Origin of the sequence: Citrobacter sp. CK181, assembly GCF_030333595.1 — a bacterium.
In the GTDB taxonomy this organism is placed as follows: Bacteria; Pseudomonadota; Gammaproteobacteria; order Enterobacterales; family Enterobacteriaceae; genus Citrobacter_B; species Citrobacter_B koseri.
In genome coordinates, this window is sequence record NZ_JAOWFN010000015.1 from 583,342 (window position 1) to 608,939 (window position 25,598).

Annotated in this window: 23 protein-coding genes; 9 read left to right on the forward strand and 14 right to left on the reverse strand. The window is 55.2% G+C overall.

All coding sequences use genetic code 11. From position 1 onward, the window contains the following. The first annotated feature begins 36 nt into the window (after positions 1 to 36). The 6 genes from rpoN to yrbL all read left to right on the forward strand — a co-directional run bounded on the left by rpoN (position 37) and on the right by yrbL (position 4,438). Positions 37 to 1,470, forward strand: coding sequence for an RNA polymerase factor sigma-54 (gene rpoN / locus OGW17_RS20055; RefSeq protein WP_012135335.1), 1,434 nt, complete (start codon positions 37 to 39; stop codon positions 1,468 to 1,470). A gap of 22 nt (positions 1,471 to 1,492) precedes the next feature. Further along, positions 1,493 to 1,780, forward strand: coding sequence for a ribosome hibernation promoting factor (hpf, locus tag OGW17_RS20060; protein WP_012135336.1), 288 nt, complete (start codon positions 1,493 to 1,495; stop codon positions 1,778 to 1,780). 125 nt (positions 1,781 to 1,905) lie between these two features. Beyond that, on the forward strand, positions 1,906 to 2,397 hold the full coding sequence (gene ptsN / locus OGW17_RS20065) for a PTS IIA-like nitrogen regulatory protein PtsN (RefSeq protein WP_012135337.1): 492 nt from the start codon (positions 1,906 to 1,908) through the stop codon (positions 2,395 to 2,397). A 36-nt stretch (positions 2,398 to 2,433) separates the two neighbouring features. After that, positions 2,434 to 3,288: an RNase adapter RapZ gene (gene rapZ / locus OGW17_RS20070; RefSeq protein WP_012135338.1), complete on the forward strand. Its 855-nt coding sequence runs from the start codon at positions 2,434 to 2,436 to the stop codon at positions 3,286 to 3,288. Further along, positions 3,285 to 3,557, forward strand: coding sequence for a PTS phosphocarrier protein NPr (npr, locus tag OGW17_RS20075; RefSeq protein ID WP_012135339.1), 273 nt, complete (start codon positions 3,285 to 3,287; stop codon positions 3,555 to 3,557). The genes rapZ and npr overlap by 4 nt, the downstream gene beginning before the upstream one ends. Positions 3,558 to 3,766: 209 nt before the next feature. Then, complete coding sequence (gene yrbL / locus OGW17_RS20080) at positions 3,767 to 4,438, forward strand: PhoP regulatory network protein YrbL (RefSeq protein WP_012135340.1); 672 nt, start codon at positions 3,767 to 3,769, stop codon at positions 4,436 to 4,438. Here yrbL and mtgA read toward each other — a convergent pair. From mtgA to mnmL, 4 genes are all read right to left on the reverse strand, one after another. Continuing rightward, positions 4,413 to 5,141: a monofunctional biosynthetic peptidoglycan transglycosylase gene (mtgA, locus tag OGW17_RS20085; RefSeq protein ID WP_071257737.1), complete on the reverse strand. Its 729-nt coding sequence runs from the start codon at positions 5,139 to 5,141 to the stop codon at positions 4,413 to 4,415. The genes yrbL and mtgA overlap by 26 nt on opposite strands. Beyond that, the gene (gene elbB, locus OGW17_RS20090) at positions 5,138 to 5,791 is read right to left on the reverse strand and encodes an isoprenoid biosynthesis glyoxalase ElbB (protein WP_012135342.1); all 654 of its coding nucleotides are present in this window, start codon (positions 5,789 to 5,791) and stop codon (positions 5,138 to 5,140) included. Before elbB ends, mtgA begins: the two co-directional genes overlap by 4 nt. 230 nt (positions 5,792 to 6,021) lie before the next feature. Next, a complete protein-coding gene (gene arcB, locus OGW17_RS20095; RefSeq protein ID WP_071257734.1) occupies positions 6,022 to 8,358 on the reverse strand; it encodes an aerobic respiration two-component sensor histidine kinase ArcB in 2,337 nt (778 codons plus the stop codon). 198 nt (positions 8,359 to 8,556) lie between these two features. Continuing rightward, complete coding sequence (gene mnmL / locus OGW17_RS20100; protein ID WP_058669125.1) at positions 8,557 to 9,486, reverse strand: tRNA modification radical SAM protein MnmL/YtqA; 930 nt, start codon at positions 9,484 to 9,486, stop codon at positions 8,557 to 8,559. Between the two features lie 673 nt (positions 9,487 to 10,159). On the opposite strand from mnmL, the gene gltB reads away from it, so the two are divergent. From gltB to OGW17_RS20115, 3 genes are all read left to right on the forward strand, one after another. Beyond that, positions 10,160 to 14,620: a glutamate synthase large subunit gene (gene gltB / locus OGW17_RS20105; RefSeq protein WP_049012046.1), complete on the forward strand. Its 4,461-nt coding sequence runs from the start codon at positions 10,160 to 10,162 to the stop codon at positions 14,618 to 14,620. 11 nt (positions 14,621 to 14,631) lie between these two features. Beyond that, a complete protein-coding gene (gltD, locus tag OGW17_RS20110; RefSeq protein ID WP_071257730.1) occupies positions 14,632 to 16,050 on the forward strand; it encodes a glutamate synthase subunit GltD in 1,419 nt (472 codons plus the stop codon). A 209-nt stretch (positions 16,051 to 16,259) separates the two neighbouring features. Beyond that, positions 16,260 to 17,345 (forward strand): PDDEXK nuclease domain-containing protein, encoded by a 1,086-nt coding sequence (locus OGW17_RS20115; protein ID WP_071257726.1) that lies wholly within the window; start codon positions 16,260 to 16,262, stop codon positions 17,343 to 17,345. A gap of 130 nt (positions 17,346 to 17,475) precedes the next feature. On the opposite strand, the gene nanQ is transcribed toward OGW17_RS20115, so the two are convergent. From nanQ to rplM, 10 genes are all read right to left on the reverse strand, one after another. Next, a complete protein-coding gene (gene nanQ, locus OGW17_RS20120; RefSeq protein WP_071257985.1) occupies positions 17,476 to 17,943 on the reverse strand; it encodes an N-acetylneuraminate anomerase in 468 nt (155 codons plus the stop codon). After that, the gene (gene nanK, locus OGW17_RS20125) at positions 17,943 to 18,815 is read right to left on the reverse strand and encodes an N-acetylmannosamine kinase (protein WP_071257723.1); all 873 of its coding nucleotides are present in this window, start codon (positions 18,813 to 18,815) and stop codon (positions 17,943 to 17,945) included. The genes nanQ and nanK overlap by 1 nt, the downstream gene beginning before the upstream one ends. Continuing rightward, positions 18,812 to 19,501 (reverse strand): N-acetylmannosamine-6-phosphate 2-epimerase, encoded by a 690-nt coding sequence (locus OGW17_RS20130; RefSeq protein ID WP_071257720.1) that lies wholly within the window; start codon positions 19,499 to 19,501, stop codon positions 18,812 to 18,814. Before OGW17_RS20130 ends, nanK begins: the two co-directional genes overlap by 4 nt. Positions 19,502 to 19,550: 49 nt before the next feature. Further along, positions 19,551 to 21,041: a sialic acid transporter NanT gene (gene nanT / locus OGW17_RS20135; RefSeq protein ID WP_114647210.1), complete on the reverse strand. Its 1,491-nt coding sequence runs from the start codon at positions 21,039 to 21,041 to the stop codon at positions 19,551 to 19,553. Positions 21,042 to 21,161: 120 nt separating this feature from the next. Continuing rightward, entirely contained in the window at positions 21,162 to 22,055 is an 894-nt protein-coding gene (gene nanA / locus OGW17_RS20140; protein WP_071257718.1) for an N-acetylneuraminate lyase, read from the reverse strand. Between the two features lie 137 nt (positions 22,056 to 22,192). Beyond that, positions 22,193 to 22,981: a transcriptional regulator NanR gene (gene nanR / locus OGW17_RS20145; RefSeq protein ID WP_012135359.1), complete on the reverse strand. Its 789-nt coding sequence runs from the start codon at positions 22,979 to 22,981 to the stop codon at positions 22,193 to 22,195. Positions 22,982 to 23,096: 115 nt separating this feature from the next. Beyond that, on the reverse strand, positions 23,097 to 23,597 hold the full coding sequence (gene sspB, locus OGW17_RS20150) for a ClpXP protease specificity-enhancing factor (protein ID WP_012135360.1): 501 nt from the start codon (positions 23,595 to 23,597) through the stop codon (positions 23,097 to 23,099). 5 nt (positions 23,598 to 23,602) lie between these two features. After that, on the reverse strand, positions 23,603 to 24,241 hold the full coding sequence (sspA, locus tag OGW17_RS20155; RefSeq protein ID WP_012135361.1) for a stringent starvation protein SspA: 639 nt from the start codon (positions 24,239 to 24,241) through the stop codon (positions 23,603 to 23,605). A 315-nt stretch (positions 24,242 to 24,556) separates the two neighbouring features. Continuing rightward, on the reverse strand, positions 24,557 to 24,949 hold the full coding sequence (gene rpsI / locus OGW17_RS20160) for a 30S ribosomal protein S9 (RefSeq protein WP_000829818.1): 393 nt from the start codon (positions 24,947 to 24,949) through the stop codon (positions 24,557 to 24,559). Between the two features lie 15 nt (positions 24,950 to 24,964). Continuing rightward, a complete protein-coding gene (gene rplM / locus OGW17_RS20165; RefSeq protein WP_000847556.1) occupies positions 24,965 to 25,393 on the reverse strand; it encodes a 50S ribosomal protein L13 in 429 nt (142 codons plus the stop codon). Positions 25,394 to 25,598 lie beyond the last annotated feature (205 nt).

Consider the following 25,598-nt stretch of genomic DNA (forward strand, 5'->3'; position numbering starts at 1 on the left):
ACTGCGACGTCACAGCGGGAGAAAACGACTCTGAACATGAAGCAAGGTTTGCAACTCAGGCTCAGCCAACAACTGGCGATGACGCCCCAGCTACAACAGGCCATCCGTCTGTTGCAGTTGTCTACGCTGGAACTTCAGCAGGAACTTCAGCAAGCGCTGGAGAGTAATCCGCTGCTTGAGCAAACCGATCTTCACGATGAAATCGACACGCGCGAAACCCAGGACAACGAAGCCCTGGATACCGCAGACGCGCTCGAACAGAAAGAGATGCCCGAAGAGCTGCCGCTTGACGCCAGCTGGGATGAGATTTACACCGCAGGTACGCCGTCCGGCACCAGCGGCGACTACATCGACGACGAGCTGCCGGTGTACCAGGGCGAAACCACGCAGTCCCTCCAGGACTACCTGATGTGGCAAGTCGGGCTGACTCCGTTCTCGGATACCGATCGCGCGATTGCCACCTCAATTGTCGATGCCGTTGATGATACCGGCTATCTCACCATTTCGCTGGATGACATTCTCGAAAGCATCGGCGATGAAGAGATCGGCCTCGATGAAATAGAAGCGGTACTCAAACGCGTTCAGCGCTTCGATCCCATCGGCGTGGCGGCGAAAGATCTCCGTGACTGCCTGCTGATCCAGCTCTCACAGTTCGATAAATCCACGCCCTGGCTGGAAGACGCCCGGTTGATCATCAGCGATCACCTCGATCTGCTGGCCAATCATGACTTCCGCACCCTGATGCGCGTTACGCGGCTGAAAGAAGAGGTGCTGAAAGAGGCAGTCAATCTTATCCAGTCGCTCGATCCCAGACCGGGTCAGTCTATCCAGACCGGCGAACCTGAATATGTAATCCCGGATGTACTGGTGCGTAAGCACAACGGTTACTGGATGGTGGAGCTGAACGGCGACAGCATTCCCCGTCTACAGATCAATCAACATTATGCCGCCCTGTGCAACGGCGCGCGTAATGATGCCGACAGCCAGTTCATTCGCAGCAACCTTCAGGATGCGAAGTGGCTGATCAAAAGTCTGGAAAGCCGCAACGACACCCTGTTACGCGTGAGCCGCTGTATTGTTGAGCAGCAGCAGGCCTTCTTCGAGCAAGGTGAAGAGTTTATGAAACCGATGGTGCTGGCGGACATCGCCCAGGCCGTCGAGATGCACGAATCGACGATTTCCCGTGTGACCACGCAGAAGTATCTGCACAGTCCACGCGGCATTTTTGAACTGAAGTATTTCTTTTCCAGCCATGTGAATACCGAAGGCGGAGGCGAAGCCTCTTCCACGGCGATACGTGCGCTGGTGAAGAAATTAATTGCTGCGGAAAACCCCGCGAAACCGCTGAGCGACAGCAAGTTAACCTCTATGTTGTCGGATCAGGGTATCATGGTGGCGCGCCGCACCGTTGCGAAGTACCGAGAGTCTTTATCCATTCCGCCGTCCAATCAGCGCAAACAGCTGGTTTGAACCAACCGATAAGGAAGACACTATGCAGCTCAACATCACTGGAAATAACGTCGAAATTACTGAAGCCCTGCGCGACTTTGTCTCAACCAAATTCGCCAAACTTGAGCAGTATTTTGACAGGATTAATCAGGTCTACGTTGTTTTGAAAGTGGAGAAGGTAACACACATCTCGGATGCGACACTGCATGTAAACGGTGGCGAAATTCACGCCAGCGCGGAAGGTCAGGATATGTATGCCGCCATTGACGGTTTGATCGATAAACTGGCAAGGCAGCTAACGAAACACAAAGATAAACTGAAACAACACTAATTGTCCGGGCAGTTAGCGAGTGCAGGACGGCCTGTTGTGACGCACAACAGGCCATTTGTACAGTTAGCGCTCCGAATCTGCCTCATCAGGAATCATTCTGATGGAACAGGTTCTTAGGTGAAATTATGACAAATAACGATACGACTCTACAACTGAGCAGCGTACTTAACCAGGAATGTACGCGCAGCGGCGTTCACTGCCAGAGCAAAAAACGTGCGCTGGAGATTATCAGTGAACTGGCGGCAAAACAGCTCAGCCTGCCTCCGCAGGTGGTATTTGAAGCAATCCTGACGCGTGAGAAAATGGGCAGTACCGGCATTGGCAATGGTATCGCCATCCCGCACGGCAAGCTGGAAGAAGATACGCTGCGCGCCGTCGGCGTGTTCGTCCAACTCGAAACGCCTATCGCTTTCGATGCCATTGATAATCAACCGGTCGATCTGCTTTTCGCCCTGCTGGTGCCCGCAGATCAGACCAAAACGCATCTGCATACACTGTCGCTGGTCGCTAAACGTCTGGCGGATAAAACCATCTGCCGCCGTCTGCGCGCCGCGCAGAGTGACGAAGAGCTGTATCAAATCATCACTGACACCGAAGGTGGAAAGGATGAGGCATAACCACCCAATGGCATCTGTTGTGAGGAGAAACGGTACATGGTACTGATGATCGTCAGCGGTCGTTCAGGGTCAGGGAAATCTGTCGCCCTGCGTGCGCTGGAAGATATGGGTTTTTACTGCGTGGACAACCTCCCCGTGGTGCTGTTGCCCGATCTGGCTCGTACGCTGGCCGATCGCCAGATTTCTGCGGCCGTCAGCATTGACGTGCGTAACATGCCTGAGTCCCCTGAAATTTTCGAGCAGGCGATGAACAACCTGCCCGATGCGTTTTCACCACAGCTTCTGTTCCTTGATGCCGATCGCAACACGCTGATTCGCCGTTACAGCGATACGCGCCGTCTGCATCCGCTTTCCAGCAAAAATCTCTCCCTGGAGAGCGCCATCGACCAGGAAAGCGATCTGCTGGAACCGCTGCGTTCCCGCGCCGATCTGATTGTCGATACCTCTGAAATGTCCGTGCATGAACTGGCGGAAATGCTGCGTACCCGTCTGCTGGGCAAACGCGAGCGCGAGCTGACAATGGTGTTCGAGTCCTTCGGCTTCAAGCACGGTATTCCAATTGATGCCGATTATGTTTTTGACGTGCGCTTCCTGCCTAACCCGCACTGGGACCCGAAACTGCGTCCAATGACCGGCCTCGATAAACCGGTTGCGGCATTCCTCGACAGGCACACAGAAGTACACAATTTTATCTACCAGACTCGCAGCTATCTTGAGTTATGGTTACCCATGCTGGAGACAAACAACCGTAGCTATCTCACCGTAGCCATCGGCTGTACCGGCGGGAAACACCGTTCGGTGTATATTGCAGAACAGCTGGCAGACTACTTCCGCTCACGCGGTAAGAACGTGCAGTCACGCCATAGAACGCTGGAAAAACGCAAAACATGACCGTGAAGCAGACTGTAGAAGTCACGAACAAGCTGGGTATGCATGCCCGGCCTGCCATGAAACTGTTTGAATTAATGCAGGGTTTTGAGGCCGAAGTGCTGTTACGCAATGATGAAGGCACCGAAGCCGAAGCCAATAGCGTCATCGCCCTGCTGATGCTGGACTCTGCTAAAGGTCGCCAGATAGAAATTGAAGCCACCGGCCCGCAGGAGGTCGAAGCGCTGGCGGCGGTGATCGCGCTGTTCAATTCAGGATTCGACGAAGATTAGGCCATTTCGCTTTCGTCTCTTCCTCTCCCCCAGAAAACGCCACCCGGCGTTTTTTTATTCCCTCGTCTTTCTGCCTGCGTCGATATTGTACATTCCGTGCGCTTTTCCGTCCTGATTAAACCTTAAGAAAACCTTAAGAGGGGTTGTTTACGTTCTATTTAAGTTGAGCGTTCATACTGGTTCTATTAGCAACATTACCAGGAGATCTCATGATACTTTTATCTGAACAAAATCCCCTGGGCACCGGACGCCATCGTAAATGTTATGCGCATCCGGGCGATGCCCAACGCTGCATTAAGATCATTTACAATGCCGACCGCAGCGGCAAGAAAGAGATCCGCCGCGAGCTGAAATATTACGCGCATCTGTCACGTTACCTACAAGACTGGAGCGGCATTCCGCGCTATCACGGTACGGTAGAGACCGATTGTGGTACGGGCTACGTCTACGATGTGATAACCGATTTCGATGGCAAACCGTCCGTCACGCTGACTGAATTTGTAGCGCAGTGCCGCAATGACGAAGATGCCGCCGTCCTGCGCCAGTTGCTGAAAACGCTCAAGCGTTATATCTACGATAACCGCATCGTCACCATGACCCTGAAGCCGCAAAATATTCTGTGTCACCGCATTAGCGAATCCGAAGCGATCCCGGTGATCTGCGACAACATCGGCGAGAGTACGCTGATCCCGCTGGCAAGCTGGTCAGCCTGGTTTTGCCATCGCAAACAGGAAAGACAGTGGGAACGGTTGATCGCCCAACCGGGTCTGGTGGCGGCGCTGAAGATGAACCGCCAGGAAGAAGACAAAAGCGCGCTGCCGCTCCCCTCTCTTGAGGCCGCGCGTCAGCGCAATCTTAATACAGATGGTTACGCGTCATAAACGATTCGCCGCCCAACTGGCGCATTTGACGCAAAATCCACGCCTGACGGCTACGCACGTAGCCTGAAGGCGCGTTCGCTTTAAAGCGTAAAGGGTTTGGCAGCACCGCCGCTAATAGCGCGGCTTCTGACATACTTAACCGGCTGGCAGGTTTATTAAAATAGCGCTGCGACGCCGCTTCCACGCCAAACACGCCATCGCCAAACTCCGCAATATTCAGGTAGACGGTCAGAATGCGTTTTTTACTCCAGACGGTTTCCAGCCCGACGGTGAGCCCGGCCTCCAGCCCTTTACGCACCCAACTGCGGCCATCCCATAAAAAGAGATTCTTCGCCGTTTGCTGAGAAAGCGTGGACGCCCCACGAATTCGGTTTTCATTGCGCTCATTGTGCGCCAGCGCCTTCTCAATGGCCGAAACATCAAATCCCCAGTGCTCCGGGAATTTCTGATCTTCCGCCGCAATCACCGCCAGCCCCATCCACGGCGAGATCTCATCCATGCCAGCCCAGTCGGAATGCGCAACATAGCCGAAATCACCTTGCAGCCACGCGCTAATCTGCCGTTCCACCATCACTGCGGAAAAAGGCACCGGAACGACGCTGAACAGCGCGATGCCGCCGCCCCAAAAAACCGCCAGCACCACAAGGATGCGCAGGAGCAAACGGCGCAGGGACGCCAGCGGAGTGAAACGCCCTTTACTCATTCAGCCAGAACCAGTACGCGAGACACCAGTTTTTCAATGCCGGTCGCCGCCTGTGCAATATCCTGCGCCAGCATGTAAGCAGGCGTGGTGACAATTTTGTTATCTTCATCCACCACAATATCGTCAACCGGACATGGCACATGCTCGGCCCCCATATCTTCCAGCACTTCCGCCGTATCGATATCGGTGCCAATCGTCAGACGAAGCGGGAAACCAAAAATCCTGGGCAGCATTGCCGGGGCAATGCACATAAACCCTAACGGCTTACCCGACTGGTGCATGGCGATTGCCAGCGCGGCCAGGTCGCTATCTACCCGGCACTCGCTGCCCTGGCTGGCAAAATTACTCAGGTTTTTCGCCGCGCCAAATCCACCCGGAACAATCAGCGCGTCCAGATCGCTGGAGACCGCCTGAGCAAGTGGACGAATTTCCCCTCGCGTAATGCGCGCGGCTTCGATCAGGACATTTCGCGTCTCCGCCATCGCTTCGCCCGTCAGGTGATTAATCACATCAGCCTGCTGTTTATCCGGCGCAAAGCAGATGGCCTGCGCGCCGCTGCGGGCAATCGCCAGAAGGGTCAGAACGGCTTCATGAATCTCGGCGCCGTCGTATACGCCACATCCACTGAGCACTACGCCAATTTTTTTCATCGTGATGATCCTTTTCGCAACTTACTGAAGCGTATTAATAATTCTGATTAAAATGCTGCGCTTCACACATTTAACTGATTCATGTAACAAAACATTTAAGATTTGCTATCTTAACTGCGTGCGGCCTGAAAAGCAGAGTTGCGCCTGTGTAAAAAACAATCATAACTTACGGCGCAGCCACGATTTCCCTGGTGTTGGCGCAGTATTCGCGCACCCCGGTCAATCCGGGGTCATTTTTTTTCCGCGTTTGCCACCCAGGCTTTCAGCACCGCGACGTCGTGCAGCCACTCCTGCTTCATCTCTTCAACCCATTCCCCCACGTTATCTTCCCAGGCAGGAAGATCCGGCGACTGAATTTGCTGGCCTAACTGCTGTAGATGACGCAACCCAACAGAGCCCGCCGCGCCTTTAATTTTGTGCCCTTCTTCAACAACGCCTTTGGTATCTCGCGCCGTCAGGTTGGACTCCAGAATGCTTAAGTAACCCGGCATCATTTTTTCGAACACCGCCAGCCCATCCGTAATTAATTTCGGGCCGACCAGTTCGATATACTGCTCTAACATCGGGATATCTAACAACGCTTGCGATTTACTGCTCTCTTCAGATGTCACAGTGCTCTCCTCTTCGTTACGGGTATCCCAGTATTTTTTAATCATGGCGGTTAACGCCGGAACCGACAGCGGCTTGCTCAACACATCGTCCATTCCCGCGTCCAGATACTCTTTCTTGTCTTTCAGGACGTTAGCAGTGAGTGCGACCAGCGGCGGTAATTCTTCCCGCGCATAGCGGCGGGTAAGTTCTCTGGAGATATCCAGACCCGTCATATCCGGCAGTTGAATATCCAGCAGCAGCAGATCGTATTCACCCGGGGTGAACATTTCCAGCGCGGCTTTCCCGGTCATCGCCACGTCAACGCTGTTGCCCAATTTTTCCAGCACTGAACGCGCCACAATGACGTTCAGCTCAATGTCCTCGACCAGCAGCACATGCAGCGCAGGCAGCGGCATGTCATTCTCTTCCAGCGTGTCCTCGACCTCTTCCGCCACGGCTGGCGCATGTACGGTTAACGTAAAGACGGAACCTTTACCCGGCTGGCTGGAAACGGTGATGTCGCCGCCCATATTTTTTGCCAGACGGCGCGATACCGCCAGGCCAATCCCGGTCCCCGTCGCGGGTTTACCGCCATGACTGTCTTTCACCTGATAATACATGGCGAAGATTTTATCCTGCTCATCCTGCGGAATACCGATGCCGGAATCTTCCACGTCAAAATGCAGCACATCGCCTTCGTCATAGCGTACGCGCACCATCACCTGCCCTTGCTGGGTAAACTTCACGGCGTTGCTGATCAGGTTCCACAGAATTTGGCGCAAACGCGTGCCGTCGGTGATCACCTTATGCGGCAGCGGCAACGTCGGATCGAGCACAAAGCGTAGCCCTTTTTGCTGCGCTTGCAGGCCGGAGAGATTCTCCAGATCCGCCATGAAACTGGTGAAATCTACCGGCTGGTTATCCAGCTGGACTTTACGCCGCTCCATCTTATCCATATCAATGATATCGTTGAAAATATTCCCCAACGTGACCGCAGAGACATGGATGGTTTTCAGGTATTTTTCCTGCTCGCTGGTAAGGTCGGTGTCCAGCAGAATGCGGCTTAAGCCGACAATGCCATTCAGCGGCGTACGCAGCTCGTGGCTGATCGTAGAGATAAACGTGGTCTTGTCGCGGCTGGCGCGTTCAAGCGCATCCTGATAACGCTTACGTTCCGTAATATCGCGCCCAAAGCCCATCAGGCCATGACGTTTACCAACGCGGTCGTAATAGGGCACCTTGCGAATTTCAAAGCACGCTTTGCGCCCGTCCGGGTAATCGAGCCACTGTTCATAGGTCAGCGAGACGTTATGGCGGAAGACTTTTTCGTCGGTCTCAATCACTTTTTCCGCCGCTTCGGGAGAATAGACGTCAGCCGGTTTTAAATGGACGAGCTGTTTTTCACTCTTGCCGGTCAGCAGTTCCATCGCGCGGTTACAGCCGGAAAACTCTTTATCCTCATTGCGATAAAAAACCAAATCCGGCGACGCATCGAGGAAAGAGCGTAAGAAAGAGGATTGCTGTTCAAGCTGAATCTGCGTCTCTTCACGCTCCTTGATTTCCACTTTTAGCTGTTCGAAGGTCGACTGGCGCTCAGCCTCCGCTTTTTCGCGATCGGCAATTTCCTGATTAAGCTGAGCAATATTGTCTTTCAGTTGTACCGTGAGTTTGAGATCGCGCTCGCGCATCTCTTCCAGCTTTTGTACCAGCCGTGACAGGCGCTGCCTGGACTCCTCCAGTTGCTCCACCACCACCGACAAGAAATAGACGGCCCAGGGCGTGATTAACAGGCCAAAAAAGATGGAGCGGATGACATCAATACTTTCGACCTGACCATGCAACACCATGGTGACCGCCATCTGCACCACTATCGCCAGCACCACCAGCGCTAATGCCAACAGCATCGAAAAGCGCACCAGACCCAGCTTCATCATCAGGTCGACATAGTATTGCGCCAGCATACGGATTTGCTTCATAGGGGATTCCTTCACGACAACTTCGCACAATAATACTCAATTCTGAGCAGTACGTTGAAAATTGTGCAATAAATGCGGAGGTTATCGGTGAAATGACCGGGTAGGCGGTAGGCCGGATAAGGCATAGCCGCCATCCGGCAATGTGCGCCAGGCTGCCTGATGGCGCTTCGCTTATCAGGCCTACACGCCTACGGATGGTTAGCTCCCCGGCTGAATCCACGGAGTGCCAAGCGCGGAGCCTTGCGCACCATGTTCGTTAAGATAGCGGTCCAGCTCCACCATGCCCGTCCAGCGATTCTCACACCACAGCGGGGCGAGCAACGTCGGACGACGGGCGCTGGCGGAAATGCGATGATAAATAACCTCCGGCGGCGTATGGCGGATCATCTCCCCCGCCGTCAGCGTATACGCCTCCAGCGCAATGCCGTTCAGGCGCCCCGCTTCCCAGGCTTTCGCCATAATGCTGCCTTTTACAATATGCAGCGGGTGCAGCTTAATGCCATCCACGCCCGTTTCCACCACGCGCTCCAGCGTTTGCAGGCATTCCGTCTGCCCTTCGCCGGGTAAACCCACAATCAGATGCGAGCACACTTTCAGCCCGCGCTCGCGCGCCAGTTGGGTGGTTCGCTGATAACAGGCAAAATCATGGCCGCGATTAATACGGCGCAGCGTTTTGTCATGCGCGGTTTGCAATCCCAGTTCCAGCCACACTTCATAGCCCTGGTCTTTATATTCGCAGAGCAGATCGAGCACCGCATCCGGTACACAGTCGGGGCGCGTACCGACGCACAGCCCGACAATGCTGGCCTGGCTTACCGCCTGCTGATACATAGAACGCAGCACCTGCACTTCGGCAAAGGTACTGGTGTACGCCTGGAAATAGGCCAGATAGCGTTTGGCGCGATTGACCAGATGCGCCTGATGCGCCAGTTGTTCGGCAATAGAGCGATACTGCTGCGCCTCATCGGCGAAAGAGGCGACATTACAGAAAGTACACCCGCCACGTCCGATGGTGCCATCGCGGTTTGGACAGCTAAATCCGCCGTGCAACGTCAGTTTATGAACTTTTTGCCCATAACGACGAGAAAGATCCCCACCAAACATATTGACTAATTTCTGTAACTGCATAATCTGATAGACCGCGCCTTGAAAAGAGGCCAAAGCCTGCCATTTTTAGCCTTTGTCGGCGATGACCTGGATCAATCGCTCCGGCAGGCTTTTATTTATTGCATAATCAAGCAAAATTACCGCAATTTCATTCACTCCATAGCTAATTACTTTTCCTTATAACTGCACACTTTTTTTATCTTCTGATGACACTGGCTAAAAAACAGTATCATGAAATGCCTGCGCCGCTTAAACCAGCATAAAATGCTAAGCATTACGGATAATCAAGGTGAGATAAGGGTTAACAGGCCGTTATGATAGTGAGACAGATCACACTCTCCCCCGCGCTTATGCCGCATCAAATCAATGTAAAAAAGTCATTATTTTCAATACATTCATAAAGTTAATCGACCTATAGCACATTTTTGCATAAATAAGATTGCCATTTGACCTGTGTGTGGATTCCCGATAAGTTGGAAATCCGCTGGAAGCTTTCTGGATGAGCAGCCTGCTCATCATATTTATGCAGTAATTGAGATTCCCTCTTAAACGTATTTACCGATGCGAAAAGGATAAAAGAGGGCGAATGCGAGGTAAGCGTATGATACGCAACCCCCGTCGCCACGCTCTTTCTGTGCCCGTGCGCAATCGGTATCGGATGGGAGTCCCGCAGAGCCTGGGGAGGTTCACTGATATGTTGTACGATAAATCCCTTGAGAGGGATAACTGTGGTTTCGGCCTGATCGCCCACATAGAAGGCGAACCTAGCCACAAGGTAGTGCGTACCGCCATACACGCACTGGCCCGTATGCAGCACCGTGGCGCGATCCTCGCTGACGGTAAAACCGGCGACGGTTGCGGTTTGCTGCTGCAAAAACCCGATCGCTTTTTTCGCATCGTTGCAGAAGAGCGCGGCTGGCGTTTAGCCAAAAACTACGCTGTCGGCATGCTCTTCCTGAATAAGGACCCTGAGCTGGCGGCAGCATCACGTCGTATCGTCGAAGAAGAATTACAGCGGGAAACCCTGTCGATTGTGGGCTGGCGCGATGTGCCGACCAACGAAGGTGTCCTCGGTGAAATCGCCCTCTCCTCCCTGCCACGTATTGAGCAAATTTTTGTTAACGCCCCTGCGGGCTGGCGTCCCCGGGATATGGAACGCCGCCTGTTTATCGCCCGCCGCCGCATTGAGAAACGCCTTCAGGACGATAAAGACTTCTACGTTTGTAGCCTGTCGAACCTGGTGAACATCTATAAAGGTCTGTGTATGCCGGCGGATCTGCCGCGCTTCTACCTGGACCTGGCGGATTTGCGTCTGGAATCGGCCATTTGCCTGTTCCACCAGCGCTTCTCCACCAATACCGTGCCGCGCTGGCCGCTGGCGCAGCCGTTCCGCTACCTGGCGCACAACGGCGAAATCAACACCATTACCGGCAACCGTCAGTGGGCGCGCGCCCGTACTTATAAATTCCAGACGCCGCTGATCCCGGATTTACAATCCGCCGCGCCGTTCGTCAACGAGACCGGTTCCGACTCCAGCTCGCTGGATAACATGCTGGAACTGCTGCTGGCAGGCGGGATGGACATCGTGCGCGCCATGCGCCTGCTGGTGCCGCCCGCATGGCAGAACAACCCGGATATGGACCCGGACCTGCGCGCCTTCTTTGACTTTAACTCCATGCACATGGAGCCGTGGGATGGCCCGGCGGGCATCGTGATGTCCGACGGTCGTTTCGCTGCCTGTAACCTCGACCGTAACGGTCTGCGTCCGGCGCGCTACGTCATCACCAAAGATAAACTGATCACCTGCGCCTCTGAGGTGGGGATCTGGGACTACCAGCCTGACGAAGTCGTGGAAAAGGGCCGCGTCGGCCCCGGTGAACTGATGGTGATCGACACCCGTGGCGGGCGCATCCTGCACTCTGCGGAAACCGATGACGATCTGAAAAGCCGCCATCCGTATAAAGAGTGGATGGAGAAGAACGTCCGCCGCCTGGTGCCGTTTGAAGATCTGGCCGACGATCAGGTCGGAAACCGCGAGCTGGACGACGACATGCTCGCCAGCTATCAGAAACAGTTTAACTACAGCGCCGAAGAGCTGGATTCCGTCATCCGCGTACTGGGCGAAAACGGCCAGGAAGCGGTCGGTTCAATGGGTGATGACACCCCCTTCGCCGTGCTTTCCAGCCAGCCGCGCATTATTTACGACTACTTCCGCCAGCAGTTTGCGCAGGTGACCAACCCGCCAATCGACCCGCTGCGTGAAGCGCACGTCATGTCGCTGGCCACCAGCATTGGCCGCGAGATGAACGTCTTTTGCGAAGCGGAAGGACAGGCACACCGTCTGAGCTTTAAATCGCCAATTCTGCTGTACTCCGATTTCAAACAGCTCACCACCATGAAAGAGGAGCATTACCGCGCCGATACGCTGGATATCACCTTCGATGTGACGGAAACCTCGCTCGAAGAAACGGTGAAAGCGCTGTGCGATAAGGCTGAACAGATGGTGCGTAACGGCACCGTCTTGCTGGTGCTCTCTGACCGTAACATCGCCAAAAACCGTTTGCCGGTTCCGGCGCCGATGGCTGTCGGGGCGGTACAGACTCGTCTGGTGGATAAGAGCCTGCGCTGCGATGCCAACATCATCGTAGAAACCGCAAGCGCGCGCGACCCGCACCACTTTGCCGTACTGCTGGGCTTTGGCGCCACGGCGATCTATCCGTATCTCGCCTATGAAACGCTGGGCCGTCTGATCGACACCCAGGCCATCGCCAAAGACTACCGTACCGTGATGCTGAACTACCGTAACGGCATCAATAAAGGTCTGTACAAGATCATGTCCAAAATGGGCATTTCGACCATCGCCTCATACCGCTGCTCCAAACTGTTTGAAGCGGTCGGTCTGCATGACGACGTGGTGAGCCACTGCTTCCAGGGTGTAGTCAGCCGCATTGGCGGCGCCGGTTTTGCCGACTTCCAGCAGGATCTGCTGAACCTCTCGAAACGTGCCTGGCTGGCGCGTAAACCGCTGGATCAGGGCGGCCTGCTGAAATACGTGCACGGCGGCGAATACCACGCCTATAACCCGGATGTGGTGCGCACCCTGCAACAGGCGGTGCAGAGCGGCGAGTACCGCGATTACCAGGCATATGCCGCGCTTGTTAACGAACGTCCGGCGGCAACGCTGCGCGATCTGCTGGCGCTCAATCCTGGCGATAACGCCATCAGCATCAACGATGTTGAACCGGCAAACGAGCTGTTTAAACGCTTCGATACCGCCGCGATGTCCATCGGCGCGCTGAGCCCGGAAGCGCACGAAGCGCTGGCGGAAGCGATGAACAGCATCGGCGGTAACTCCAACTCCGGCGAAGGCGGCGAAGACCCGGCGCGCTACGGCACCAACAAAGTGTCGCGCATCAAACAGGTCGCTTCCGGCCGCTTCGGCGTAACGCCAGCGTATCTGGTTAATGCTGACGTCATTCAGATTAAAGTCGCTCAGGGCGCGAAGCCGGGCGAAGGCGGCCAGTTGCCGGGCGATAAAGTGACCCCGTACATCGCCAAACTGCGCTATTCCGTACCGGGCGTGACGCTGATTTCTCCGCCGCCGCACCACGATATCTACTCTATCGAGGATCTGGCGCAGCTGATTTTCGACCTGAAACAGGTCAACCCGAAAGCGATGATCTCCGTGAAGCTGGTTTCTGAACCGGGCGTCGGCACCATCGCTACCGGCGTGGCGAAAGCCTATGCAGACCTGATCACTATCGCCGGATATGACGGCGGCACCGGCGCCAGCCCGCTCTCCTCCGTGAAATATGCGGGCTGTCCGTGGGAGCTGGGCCTGGTGGAAACCCAGCAGGCGCTGGTGGCTAACGGTCTGCGTCACAAGATCCGTTTGCAGGTGGACGGCGGCCTGAAAACCGGCCTCGACATCATCAAAGCGGCGATTCTCGGCGCGGAGAGCTTTGGCTTCGGCACCGGCCCGATGGTGGCGCTGGGCTGTAAATACCTGCGTATTTGCCACCTGAACAACTGCGCGACGGGCGTGGCGACTCAGGATGACAAACTGCGTAAGAACCACTACCACGGCCTGCCGTTCAAAGTGACCAACTACTTTGAGTTTATCGCCCGCGAAACCCGCGAGCTGATGGCGCAGCTTGGCGTGAAGCGTCTGGTGGATCTGATTGGCCGTACCGACCTGCTGAAAGAGCTGGAAGGGTTTACCGCTAAGCAGCAGAAGCTGGAACTGTCCCGACTGCTGGAAACCGCTGAGCCTCATCCGGGTAAAGCGCTGTACTGCACCGAGCATAACCCGCCGTTTGATAACGGCGTGCTGAACGCGCAACTGCTGCAACAGGCGAAGCCGTTTGTCGATGAGCGCCAGAGCAAAACCTTCTGGTTCGACATTCGCAACACCGACCGCTCCGTGGGCGCGTCGCTCTCTGGCTATATCGCTCAGACGCATGGCGATCAGGGGCTGGCCTCTGACCCGATCAAGGCGCACTTCAGCGGCACCGCAGGTCAGAGCTTCGGCGTCTGGAACGCGGGCGGCGTGGAGCTGTATTTGACGGGCGATGCCAACGACTACGTCGGTAAAGGCATGGCGGGCGGTCTGCTGGCGGTGCGTCCTCCGGTGGGTTCAGCGTTTCGCAGTCATGAGGCCAGCATCATCGGCAATACCTGTCTGTACGGCGCGACCGGCGGTCGTCTGTATGCGGCGGGCCGCGCGGGCGAACGTTTCGCAGTACGTAACTCCGGGGCCATCACCGTGGTAGAAGGCATTGGCGACAACGGCTGTGAATACATGACGGGCGGTATTGTCTGCGTACTGGGCAAAACGGGCGTTAACTTCGGTGCTGGCATGACGGGCGGCTTCGCCTACGTGCTGGATGAAGACGGCGAGTTCCGCAAACGCGTGAACCCGGAGCTGGTGGAAGTGCTGAACGTCGATGACCTGGCCATCCACGAAGAACATCTGCGCGGTCTGATTACCGAGCATGTGCAGCATACAGGTTCCCAGCGCGGTGAAGAGATCCTGGCTAACTGGTCAGTATTCTCAACCAAATTCGCGCTGGTTAAGCCGAAGTCCAGTGATGTGAAAGCACTGTTGGGTCACCGTAGTCGTAGCGCAGCTGAGCTGCGTGTGCAGGCGCAGTAAGGGGTAGAGCAATGAGTCAGAACGTATACCAATTTATCGACCTGCAACGTGTTGATCCGCCGAAGAAGGCGCTGAAGATCCGCAAAATCGAGTTTGTTGAAATTTACGAACCGTTTTCCGAAGGCCAGGCCAAAGCGCAGGCGGATCGCTGCCTCTCCTGCGGCAACCCGTACTGCGAGTGGAAGTGTCCGGTACATAACTACATCCCGAACTGGCTGAAGCTGGCGAACGAAGGACGTATTTTCGAAGCGGCGGAGTTGTCTCACCAGACCAACACGCTGCCGGAAGTGTGCGGCCGCGTCTGCCCGCAGGATCGTTTGTGCGAGGGCTCCTGTACGCTCAACGACGAGTTCGGCGCAGTGACTATCGGCAACATCGAGCGTTATATCAACGATAAAGCGTTCGAAATGGGCTGGCGCCCGGACATGACTGGCGTGCGTCAGACCGACAAACGCGTGGCGATTATCGGCGCGGGTCCGGCTGGGCTGGCCTGTGCCGACGTACTCACCCGTAACGGCGTGAAGGCGGTGGTCTTTGACCGTCACCCGGAAATCGGCGGTCTGCTGACGTTCGGCATCCCGGCTTTCAAGCTGGAAAAAGAGGTGATGACCCGCCGTCGTGAGATCTTCACCGGCATGGGCATTGAGTTCAAACTGAATACCGAAGTGGGTCGCGACGTGCAGCTGGACAACTTGCTGGCAGAGTACGATGCGGTGTTCCTCGGCGTTGGCACCTATCAATCAATGCGCGGCGGGCTGGAAAACGAAGATGCCGACGGCGTGTTCGATGCCCTGCCATTCCTGATTGCCAACACCAAACAGATCATGGGCTTTGGCGAAACCACTGACGAACCGTTCGTCAGTATGGAAGGCAAACGCGTCGTGGTACTGGGCGGCGGCGACACCGCGATGGACTGCGTGCGTACCTCGGTTCGCCAGGGCGCAACGCACGTCACCTGCGCCTATCGTCGTGACGAAGAGAACATGCCTGGCTCCAGACGCGAAGTAAAAAACGCGCGCGAAGAAGGGGTCGAATTCCAGTTCAACGTGCAGCCGCTGGGTGTAGAAGTGAATGCCAACGGTAAAGTAAGCGGCGTGAAGATGGTGCGTACCGAAATGGGCGCGCCGGACGCGAAAGGTCGTCGTCGTGCGGAAATCGTCGCCGGTTCCGAGCATGTGATCCCGGCTGATGCGGTGGTAATGGCGTTTGGTTTCCGCCCGCACAACATGGCGTGGCTGGCGAAACACAGCGTGGAGCTGGACTCCCAGGGGCGGATTATCGCGCCGGAAGGCAATGAAAACGCCTTCCAGACCAGCAACCCGAAAATCTTCGCCGGTGGCGACATCGTGCGCGGCTCGGATCTGGTGGTCACGGCAATTGCCGAAGGCCGTAAAGCGGCAGACGGTATCCTGAACTACCTGGAAGTGTAATACTGCTGGCTCCCCTGCCACAGCCTGACGCTAATGGATGGGGAGCCAATATTTCTCTGCTAAATATATGCGAATTCGTTCTTCGAAAGCCGCTCGCAAATACGGCTGTAACTCAATGTAATACACCTCTCCTGGATTGACCGGGATATGCCTGAAGCGTATTGGTAGCGATATATTTTTCATTTCGCAACTATCGCGCCAGGGATGACATGACTGTACCAACACCACTTCAACACGCTGACGATTATCAGCAAATCCATGACGGTATTATTCGATTAGTGGACAATGCCCATACCGAGGCCGTCCGCAGTATTAATGCTTTGATGACGGCAACCTACTGGGAAATCGGCAGGAGAATTGTCGAGTTTGAACAAGGCGGCGAAGCACGAGCGGCTTATGGTATTCAACTCATTGAGCGGTTATCCGCAGATTTAAGCCAGCGCTATAAGCGTGGGTTCTCCACCGCAAACCTACGACAAATGCGCATGTTTTATCTTTATTTTCAAGATATTGAAATTCAGCAGACACTGTCTGGTGAATCTTCAAATCTCATTTACCTCGCTAAAGTTTTTCCGCTTCCCTGGTCAGCTTACGTGCGTTTACTATCGGTAAAAAATCCCGATGCCCGCACTTTTTACGAGAAAGAGACGCTACGTAACGGCTGGTCTGTGCGGCAACTCGATCGGCAAATCTCCACCCAGTTCTACGAACGGACGCTACTGTCCCATGACAAATCCGCCATGTTGCAGCAGCCTGCGCCCGCCGAGCCAACAGTCTTGCCGGAGCGAGCCATACGCGACCCATTCATTCTGGAATTTCTTAACCTGAGGGACGAGTATTCCGAGTCGGATCTCGAAGAAGCGCTGCTCAGTCACCTGATGGACTTTATGCTGGAGCTTGGTGACGATTTTGCTTTTGTCGGCCGCCAGCGCCGATTACGCATAGACGATAGCTGGTTCCGCGTCGATCTGTTGTTCTTCCATCGCCGCTTGCGCTGCCTGTTGCTCGTTGACCTGAAGGTCGGCAAATTCAGTTATGCGGATGCCGGGCAGATGAATATGTACCTGAACTATGCCAAAGAGCACTGGACAATGCCGGGAGAAAACCCGCCCGTCGGGTTGGTTTTGTGCGCAGGAAAAGGCGCGGGGGAAGCGCATTACGCGCTGAACGGCCTGCCGAATACCATCATGGCGAGCGAGTACAAAGTGCAGTTGCCTGACGAAAAACTACTGGCAGATGAGCTCATTCGTTCACAAATAGCACTAACTGCACAGCAAGTTGAATCAACTGAATAACCAATTTACTTTGCACATCAGGAAAAGCACTGCGTCACGAGCTGAATTTTCAACAACTCGACTGACGGGATTATGCACTATCGGGAGATATAAAACGTTATACCGGATGGCTATAAACCATCCGGTATTTTCATGCCTCTAATAAGCTGGCGCGCACCTTCACCACAGCTTTCTTAATCTCCCCTGGCTCGCCAACCATACACCCGGGCTTATGGGGTTCCCCCGGCATAAACACGGAGAACATCCCCGGTGTCAGCGTAATGGACTGCTGTTCATGGATACGGCGGCAAAGCTGGTAATCCTCTTCACCATGCAGCTCCTCGCATTCGCACGCTGACCCGACTACGCCGAACAGAATGCGCTCCTCACCCGTCAATAACAGCTGAATGTCGATGTACTGCACATGCAGCTCCGCTTTTTTCTCCTGCGGCGACTGCGTGGCAAACTGCATCACATTCATAAACACATCGTCGCCCTGCAATTCGTAGCGCCCGGGCGTTTTCTCCTGCGGCCTTGCCGCCAGCGCCAGGGTTAACGCATCCAGCAATACCGGATGCAGCCCGGCAGACGGTAACGACTGAATTTCTCCCATCAACATCATTTATCTCCCTGAGCTAACAACGCAGCGCCCAGTAGCCCCGCGTCATGTCGGTAATGCGCTGCGCTCAACGCCACCTGATAAACCGCCGGCTCCTGCGCCAGAAAGTGGCGTACCTGCGCCAGATATCCCTCAGCTAACCCTACGCTGCCGCCAATAACCACCTGCTGGCAATCCGTTGTCGCTTTAACATCGGCAATTAACCGCGCGACAACCTGCGCGGAGTGCTGAACCAGACGCACAGCCTGTTCGTTCCCGGCCGCCGCATGTGCAAAGACAGTTCTGGCGTCGCACCCGGCCAGGGAACCCTGCGCCGCTGCCGCGATGCCGCGTCCTGAGGCGATAGCCTCCACACAGCCGCGTCGGCCGCAACCGCAAACCGGCCCCTGCGGATCGGCCAGAGTATGCCCCAGATGCCCGGCCAGACCGCTCATCCCGGTGAGCAATCTGCCGTCGCTCACCACGCCGCCGCCAACGCCGGTCGACACGGTAATAAACACCATATCGCGGACATCAGACGCAAGGGCATGGTATTCCGCCCATGCCGCCGCCTGCGCATCATTCACCGCCAGCGTCGGCAGACCGGTAAGATCTTCTAACGTCTGCACCAACGGAAAATGCAGCAGACCGCCCAGGTTATGCGGATTTATCGCCAGTAGCGCGCCTTCTCTGATAATGCCGGTAGAGGCTATCGCCACCCGCTGCGCGGTCGTTTGCAGCGGTTCAACCAGCACTTTTAGCGCCTCTCGCAGCGCATCCGGCGTTTTGCTGGCGGGGGTCGGCAATTCACGTCGTTCGCGGATGCGTAAATCATCATCCACCCGCGCGGCAGCCAGCTTGGTGCCGCCAATATCGATCGCCAGCGTGCTCATGACGTCGCCTTTTTCAATGCCGTGTTGTACCACTGACAAATATGTTCCAGCCGAGTAATGGCAGATCCCACCGTCACCGCCCACGCGCCGTGACGCATGGCTTCAGCGGCCTGTGCCGGCGTGTTGTAACGCCCCTCGGCAATCACCCGGCATCCGGCATCATGCAGGACTTTGACCAGCGCGAGGTCAGGTTCGTCCGGCGTGTCCGGCGTGGTGTATCCCGACAGCGTCGTGCCGATAATTTCCGCGCCACGTCGCTGACAGGCTAATCCATCCTCCAGTGACGAGCAGTCGGTCATCGCCAGCAACTGGTGCTGATGAATACGCGCCAGCAGCGCATCGACGGTCGCCGGACGTACACGGTCAGTACCGTCAACCGCAATAATATCCGCCCCGGCCTGTGCCAGCGCATCCACATCCTCAAGGAATGGCGTGATGCGTACCGGGGAGTCGTCAAGGTCACGCTTGAGAATACCGATAATCGGTACGGAGACCAGCGCACGGGCCGCCCGCAAATTGTCCACGCCTTCAATGCGTAGCGCGACGGCGCCAGCCTGCTCCGCCGCCAGCGCCATCGCAGCCACGATGTCCGGTTTATCGAGCGGGCTGCCAGGAACCGGCTGGCAGGAGACAATCAACCCGCCATTGGCGGCAATGTTTTTATCCAGTTGTTCAAGTAACGACATATCCACTTCCTTACGCAGGTCGCCCGGCAAACTGGCCGGGCAAACCTCATCAGCTTTTGGTTTTTACAAAGGCGCTTTTGTCGCCGCCAAACGGCACGGCCCCGCTGAACGGTTTTCCGTCGATAGCATCATGCATACGTAATGCTTCAGGACGCAGCCAGCGCTGTACGCGAGACGGCATATCCAACCCAATCAACAGGATCACCACAAAGGTCAGGCTGAAGGAGAGCGATCCCAGCGCGGTGCCCAGATCCAGACGCTGTGCGATCAGCGCCCCGAGGATAGGGGCCAGCGCGCCGCCCAGTGCGCCGACGTTATAGGTAAAGCCCAGACCTGCCGCTCGCTGGTCGGTATCAAAATAACCGCCAATGAGTTTCGGTAAGATCCCGGAGATCCCCTGCCCCAGCATCTGCTGGAAAAACAGTAGCAGACCCAGTACCCAGACGTTTGCGCCGCCAATCGCAAATACCGGAATGATCAGCACCTGGGAAGCCAGCAAACTGCAAACGTAGGCTTTGCGCGTACCCAGCCAGTCGCCGAGGAAACCGCCCACGCAGCAGCCGACTGCCGCCCCAAAGCCGCTAAAGAAAAGCACCTGCGCAACGGTGTGAGGATCGTAAGCCAGTTCAGTTTTCAGATACGTTGGCAGCAGCGCCTGAATCGGCCATGAATAGAGGAAAGCAAAGAGCACCACGATCATCAGCATCACGCCCGTTGGCCAGCGCTTGCCGCTGCTTTGCACCATAAAACTGATGAAGATAACGGCGCACAGTAACCCTAACACCGCCACAATCGCCGCGTTTTGCAGGTCGCCCGCAAAGCAGAACCACAGCGCGGTTGCGGCGACGATCGTCATCAGCACATTGACGACGCGATGTTCGCCCCGGTAGAGAATATCTACCATCGTGCGCACCGGCGCTTTGCCTTCGTGTTTCTCTTTCCAGTCTTCCGCTTCAGGGATGTTTTTACGCAGCCAGAGTGCAAAAATGATCGGCAGAATGCCAATGAAAAACAGCGCGCGCCAGCCCCAGACCGGAACCACCAGGCTGTAAACCTGCGCCGCCACGACTGCACCGACGGAGAAACCGGAAATCAGGAATCCACTGGCTTTATTACGTAAGTGCTTCGGCCAGCTTTCAATGACATAGGTGGCGCTGGAGCCATATTCGCCCGCCATTCCCATACCGATCACCAGACGGGCGATAAACATGGTGGTATAGCCGGGCGCAAAACCGCAGGCCAGCGTCCCCATAGAGAAAAGAATGATACTGGTGACCATCGCCAGACGTCGGCCATAGCGGTCACCCATTGCACCTAACATCAGCCCGCCAAACCAGCGGGAAATAAACGCCGCCGAGATCAGGCTGGCCGCCTGAACCGTCGTTAACCCAAACTCGCCCTGCACTTCCGTCAGAACAAGAGCAATCAACACAAAATCAAAACCATCAAGCAAATATCCCAGCCAGGCGGCGGAAAATGCCCGCCACTGCGCCCGGTTGAGATGGCGATACCACGGGATATTCTGGGTAGAAGTACTCATTTTTCATTCTCCCGACGATTTTTATTGTCGCTTTGCCGGATGGCGGCTTCGCCTCGCCTTACCCGGCCTACGTTTCATATTTTGTAGGCCGGATAAGCGTTAGCGCTATCCGGCAACCGGTCAACCGCGTTCCTGCATTAACTGCTGCGCCAGCGTTTTCAGTTCAGGCAGATACTTCTCATCAACCGGCGCAAACGGCTTACGGCACAGCGGTACGGAGACCACATCCATGTAGTGCAGCACCGTTTTCAGCCCACGGAATACGCCGGTTTTAATGAGCAGATCGATGACCTTATTGCACTCGGTTTGCAGATGCTGCGCTTTCGCTACATCGCCTTCCTGCAAAGCCTTAACAATCCCCTGATAACGCCAGCCCATAATGTTGTAAGTGCTGCCGATTCCCCCGTCTGCGCCTGCCAGCAGACCGGAAGCGAAGATTTCGTCATAACCGTTGTAGAGCACCAGATCAGGATGCGCACGGCGGATCTGCTCCATCTGATAGAGATCGCCGGAGGTTTGTTTCAGCGCGCCAACGCCGGGCAGCGTGACCAGCGTGTTGATTTGATCCAGCGTCAGCTTCACGCCGCTCAGCGCAGGAATGTTGTACACCACCATCGGTAATCCTTCAGCGGAATCGATAATGGCGCGGTAGTGATCGCAATGCTCTTCAAAGCTAAACGGATAATAAAACGGCGTCACGGCGGAAACGGCATCAAAACCGTAACGATGCGCCGCGCTGGCCAGCTGCTGGCTCTCTTCGGTACTGACCGTACCGACATGGGCAATCAGCGTCACTTTGCCCTTCGCCTCTTCCGCCACAATTTCCAGGACCTGCTCCCTTTCTGCGCGGCTCTGAACGAACGCTTCCCCGGTCGAGCCGCCGACGTACAGCCCATCAATGCCCTGTGCAATGTTGAAACGCACCAGACGGCGCAGGCTCTCAATATCCAGTTTCTGCTGGTTATCAAAAGGAGTTAACAACGCTGGCATTACGCCTCGTAAATCTTTTGCCATAACGACCTCTGTCGATGATTAGTGTTATCTGACTACATACCTTTATACCTGTTATACCAGATCAAATAAGCAGCACCCCAGTACAGAACGCACAGAGTGCGATCTACTTCACTAAATGATCGTCAGGATCGCGATCGCTAACGCAATTTTTTCTTTTGATCGAAGGCGTGCCAGGTGGCGGATACGCTATTGAGGTGGGTTTGCAGCGCGCGGTCAGCTTCATCTGGATCGCGCCGACGAATGGCATCGACAATAGCGATATGCTCTTGATAACTCACGCTATTATGCTCATGTAACTCCTGCCCGGAGACCGCAGGACGCGCAGCGATCAGCCAGTCCAGCAGCGCGACATGAATCGCCATGAAGATCGGATTGCCGGGGATTTCCGCCAGCACGCGGTGAAACTCGACGTCGGAACGAATGAAGAGCGCGTTATCGTCCAGCGACTGGCTGTTGATCTCCAGGGCTTTCGCCAGCAGATCAATTTGCTCATCCGTCGCGTGTTCCGCCGCATAGCGCACAAGGCTTGATTCGAAGAACAGGCGCAGTTGCTCAAAGTGGGCGATACCGCCGGGGTGCGAGAGGAAATCTTTCGCCATGCCGGAAAGTTCGCTGATGATGGTATCAGCAGAAGGCCGCGACACGCGGGCGCGTTCGCCGTTATTGATTTGCACCAGACCTTTACGCTTGAGCGCGGCAAGCGCTTCACGCACCGACGGGCGGCCCACGTTGAAGAAGGTCATCAACTCCCGCTCAGACGGCAGCTGCTCCCCTTCGCCGAATTCACCGCGACGAATCATCTGCTCCAGTTCTTCTTCTACCATTTCCGACAGTTTTTTACGCGCCAGCGGACGGCTGCGCAAACTACGGCCGATGGTTGGCGGAGAATTTTCTGCTTGCGAATCAAATGCGTTCATAGCGTCCATTATGTAAATCGTCGAGGAAAACAGCAACTAAGGCCATCCTATCACAGGATCGAAAGTGGGGTGAAATCGTGGCTGGCGTGAAAAAAAACAGGCCCTCAGGGCCTGTCTGTCTTGGTTACTTCACTACGCGTAATGCGGGTCGACCACCACGCGGCGGCGGCGGATCGTCATCAGGATTGTTGTCATCGTCATGATCGGGCTTATCACCATCAATCACGGACATGACCGTTTCGCTCTCCGCGCCCGGCGTTACATCGTCATCATTTAAGCTGGCGACGTCTTCATCGTAAGCGGCTTCAGGTTCAAACATTGTGCCTGCGCCGTTTTCACGCGCATAGATCGCCAGTACCGCAGCCAGCGGCACGGAGACCTGACGCGGGACGCCGCCAAAGCGCGCGTTGAAACGCACTTCGTCGTTGGCCAGCTCCAGATTCCCAACCGCACGGGGAGCAATGTTCAGAACAATTTGCCCGTCGCGCGCATATTCCATAGGGACATGCACGCCAGGCAGCGTCACATCCACCACCAGGTGCGGCGTGAGCTGGTTATCCAGCAACCATTCATAGAATGCACGCAGCAAATATGGACGGCGTGGGGATAGCTGTGACAAATCCATACTGATTAACCCCGACCGAGGCGCATTTCACGTTCAGCTTCAGTTAAAGAAGCGAGGAACGAGTCACGTTCAAAGACGCGGGTCATATAGCCTTTCAGCTCTTTAGCGCCCGCACCGCTGAACTCAATACCCAGTTGCGGCAAACGCCACAGCAGCGGCGCCAGATAGCAATCAACCAGGCTGAACTCATCGCTCAGGAAATACGGTTTTTGACCAAACACAGGCGCGATCGCCTGCAACTCTTCACGCAGTTGTTTACGCGCAACGTCAGCTTCAGAAGCGGACCCGTTCACGATGACGTTCATCAACGTGTACCAGTCTTTTTCAATACGGTGCATGTACAGGCGGCTTTCGCCACGCGCAACCGGGTAAACCGGCATCAGCGGCGGATGAGGGAAACGCTCATCCAGGTATTCCATAATGATGCGAGATTCCCACAGGGTCAGCTCACGATCCACCAGGGTCGGTACGCTCTGACTCGGGTTGAGGTCAATCAGATCCTGAGGTGGGTTATCCTTCTCCACATGCTCGATCTCGAAACTAACACCTTTCTCCGCCAGCACAATGCGGACCTGATGGCTATAGATGTCAGTAGGACCAGAAAACAGCGTCATTACCGAACGTTTGTTGGCAGCGACAGCCATGAAAACCTCCAGGTATATTCAGAATTTTTACTGCTACCAGCCACCGCGTGGCCAGCCAGAAGTTATGTCACCCGCCTGCGGAAAAGTCATCATTGTTCAAAAAGCAAACAAAAAATGAACAATACCCGTTATTTGGGCAGAAAATTGGATGATAGTTTACCAGATTTTGTGACCTTTGTGGTGAGTCGATTCTGGAAATGGGGAAAAAGAGGTGGCAATCAGAGGATTACTTTGGACACACGCGCATTTTTTCCATAAAAAAACCCGCCGAAGCGGGTTTTTTCGCCAATGGTAATCTGCCGGAGCAGAAACCCATTAACGTTTGGAGAACTGCGGACGACGACGTGCTTTACGCAGACCGACTTTCTTACGTTCAACCTGACGAGCGTCACGAGTAACGAAGCCAGCTTTACGCAGTTCAGAACGCAGAGACTCGTCGTACTCCATCAGAGCGCGGGTGATACCGTGACGGATCGCACCAGCCTGACCAGAGATACCACCACCTTTAACAGTGATGTACAGATCCAGTTTCTCAACCATGTCGACCAGTTCCAGCGGCTGACGAACTACCATGCGGGCAGTTTCACGACCGAAGTACTGTTCCAGAGAACGTTGGTTGATAACGATTTTGCCGTTGCCCGGTTTGATGAACACGCGAGCTGCGGAACTTTTGCGGCGACCAGTGCCGTAGTATTGATTTTCAGCCATTGCCTATAATCCCGATTAGATGTCAAGAACTTGCGGTTGCTGTGCCGCGTGGTTGTGCTCGTTGCCAGCGTAAACTTTCAGTTTACGGAACATAGCACGACCCAGCGGGCCTTTTGGCAGCATGCCTTTAACCGCGATTTCAATCACACGCTCAGGACGGCGAGCAATCATCTCTTCAAAGGTCGCTTGTTTGATACCACCGATGTGACCGGTGTGGTGATAGTACACTTTGTCAGTACGCTTGTTGCCGGTTACAGCAACTTTGTCAGCGTTCAGAACGATGATGTAATCACCGGTATCGACGTGCGGAGTGTATTCCGCTTTGTGCTTACCGCGCAGGCGAAGAGCCAGTTCAGTAGCCAGACGGCCCAGAGTTTTACCGGTCGCGTCAACAACGTACCAGTCGCGTTTTACGGTTTCTGGTTTAGCTGTAAAAGTTTTCATTAAAAGCTTACCCAATAGATAGTTACACGTTGGTGAACACCCAAACGTTTTCAATTGTTGAGGTTCACACGACAAAGTCCGGCAAACCTACCCCTTCGAATAGCCAATGCCAGCACACAAAAAGTTTTGGGAAAAAAACTTTCTTGTAACGTGGGGTCGCAGGATTATAGAGAAGTCAGGGGCAAAGATCGACCCCTTTTTGTGA

Coding starts and splice junctions, on each gene's coding strand:
- rpoN (WP_012135335.1), top strand. CDS start 37: ATGAAGCAAGGTTTGCAACTCAGGCTCAGCCAACAACTGGCGATGACG.
- hpf (WP_012135336.1), top strand. CDS start 1,493: ATGCAGCTCAACATCACTGGAAATAACGTCGAAATTACTGAAGCCCTG.
- ptsN (WP_012135337.1), top strand. CDS start 1,906: ATGACAAATAACGATACGACTCTACAACTGAGCAGCGTACTTAACCAG.
- rapZ (WP_012135338.1), top strand. CDS start 2,434: ATGGTACTGATGATCGTCAGCGGTCGTTCAGGGTCAGGGAAATCTGTC.
- npr (WP_012135339.1), top strand. CDS start 3,285: ATGACCGTGAAGCAGACTGTAGAAGTCACGAACAAGCTGGGTATGCAT.
- yrbL (WP_012135340.1), top strand. CDS start 3,767: ATGATACTTTTATCTGAACAAAATCCCCTGGGCACCGGACGCCATCGT.
- mtgA (WP_071257737.1), bottom strand. CDS start 5,141: ATGAGTAAAGGGCGTTTCACTCCGCTGGCGTCCCTGCGCCGTTTGCTC.
- elbB (WP_012135342.1), bottom strand. CDS start 5,791: ATGAAAAAAATTGGCGTAGTGCTCAGTGGATGTGGCGTATACGACGGC.
- arcB (WP_071257734.1), bottom strand. CDS start 8,358: ATGAAGCAAATCCGTATGCTGGCGCAATACTATGTCGACCTGATGATG.
- mnmL (WP_058669125.1), bottom strand. CDS start 9,486: ATGCAGTTACAGAAATTAGTCAATATGTTTGGTGGGGATCTTTCTCGT.
- gltB (WP_049012046.1), top strand. CDS start 10,160: ATGTTGTACGATAAATCCCTTGAGAGGGATAACTGTGGTTTCGGCCTG.
- gltD (WP_071257730.1), top strand. CDS start 14,632: ATGAGTCAGAACGTATACCAATTTATCGACCTGCAACGTGTTGATCCG.
- OGW17_RS20115 (WP_071257726.1), top strand. CDS start 16,260: ATGACTGTACCAACACCACTTCAACACGCTGACGATTATCAGCAAATC.
- nanQ (WP_071257985.1), bottom strand. CDS start 17,943: ATGTTGATGGGAGAAATTCAGTCGTTACCGTCTGCCGGGCTGCATCCG.
- nanK (WP_071257723.1), bottom strand. CDS start 18,815: ATGAGCACGCTGGCGATCGATATTGGCGGCACCAAGCTGGCTGCCGCG.
- OGW17_RS20130 (WP_071257720.1), bottom strand. CDS start 19,501: ATGTCGTTACTTGAACAACTGGATAAAAACATTGCCGCCAATGGCGGG.
- nanT (WP_114647210.1), bottom strand. CDS start 21,041: ATGAGTACTTCTACCCAGAATATCCCGTGGTATCGCCATCTCAACCGG.
- nanA (WP_071257718.1), bottom strand. CDS start 22,055: ATGGCAAAAGATTTACGAGGCGTAATGCCAGCGTTGTTAACTCCTTTT.
- nanR (WP_012135359.1), bottom strand. CDS start 22,981: ATGGACGCTATGAACGCATTTGATTCGCAAGCAGAAAATTCTCCGCCA.
- sspB (WP_012135360.1), bottom strand. CDS start 23,597: ATGGATTTGTCACAGCTATCCCCACGCCGTCCATATTTGCTGCGTGCA.
- sspA (WP_012135361.1), bottom strand. CDS start 24,241: ATGGCTGTCGCTGCCAACAAACGTTCGGTAATGACGCTGTTTTCTGGT.
- rpsI (WP_000829818.1), bottom strand. CDS start 24,949: ATGGCTGAAAATCAATACTACGGCACTGGTCGCCGCAAAAGTTCCGCA.
- rplM (WP_000847556.1), bottom strand. CDS start 25,393: ATGAAAACTTTTACAGCTAAACCAGAAACCGTAAAACGCGACTGGTAC.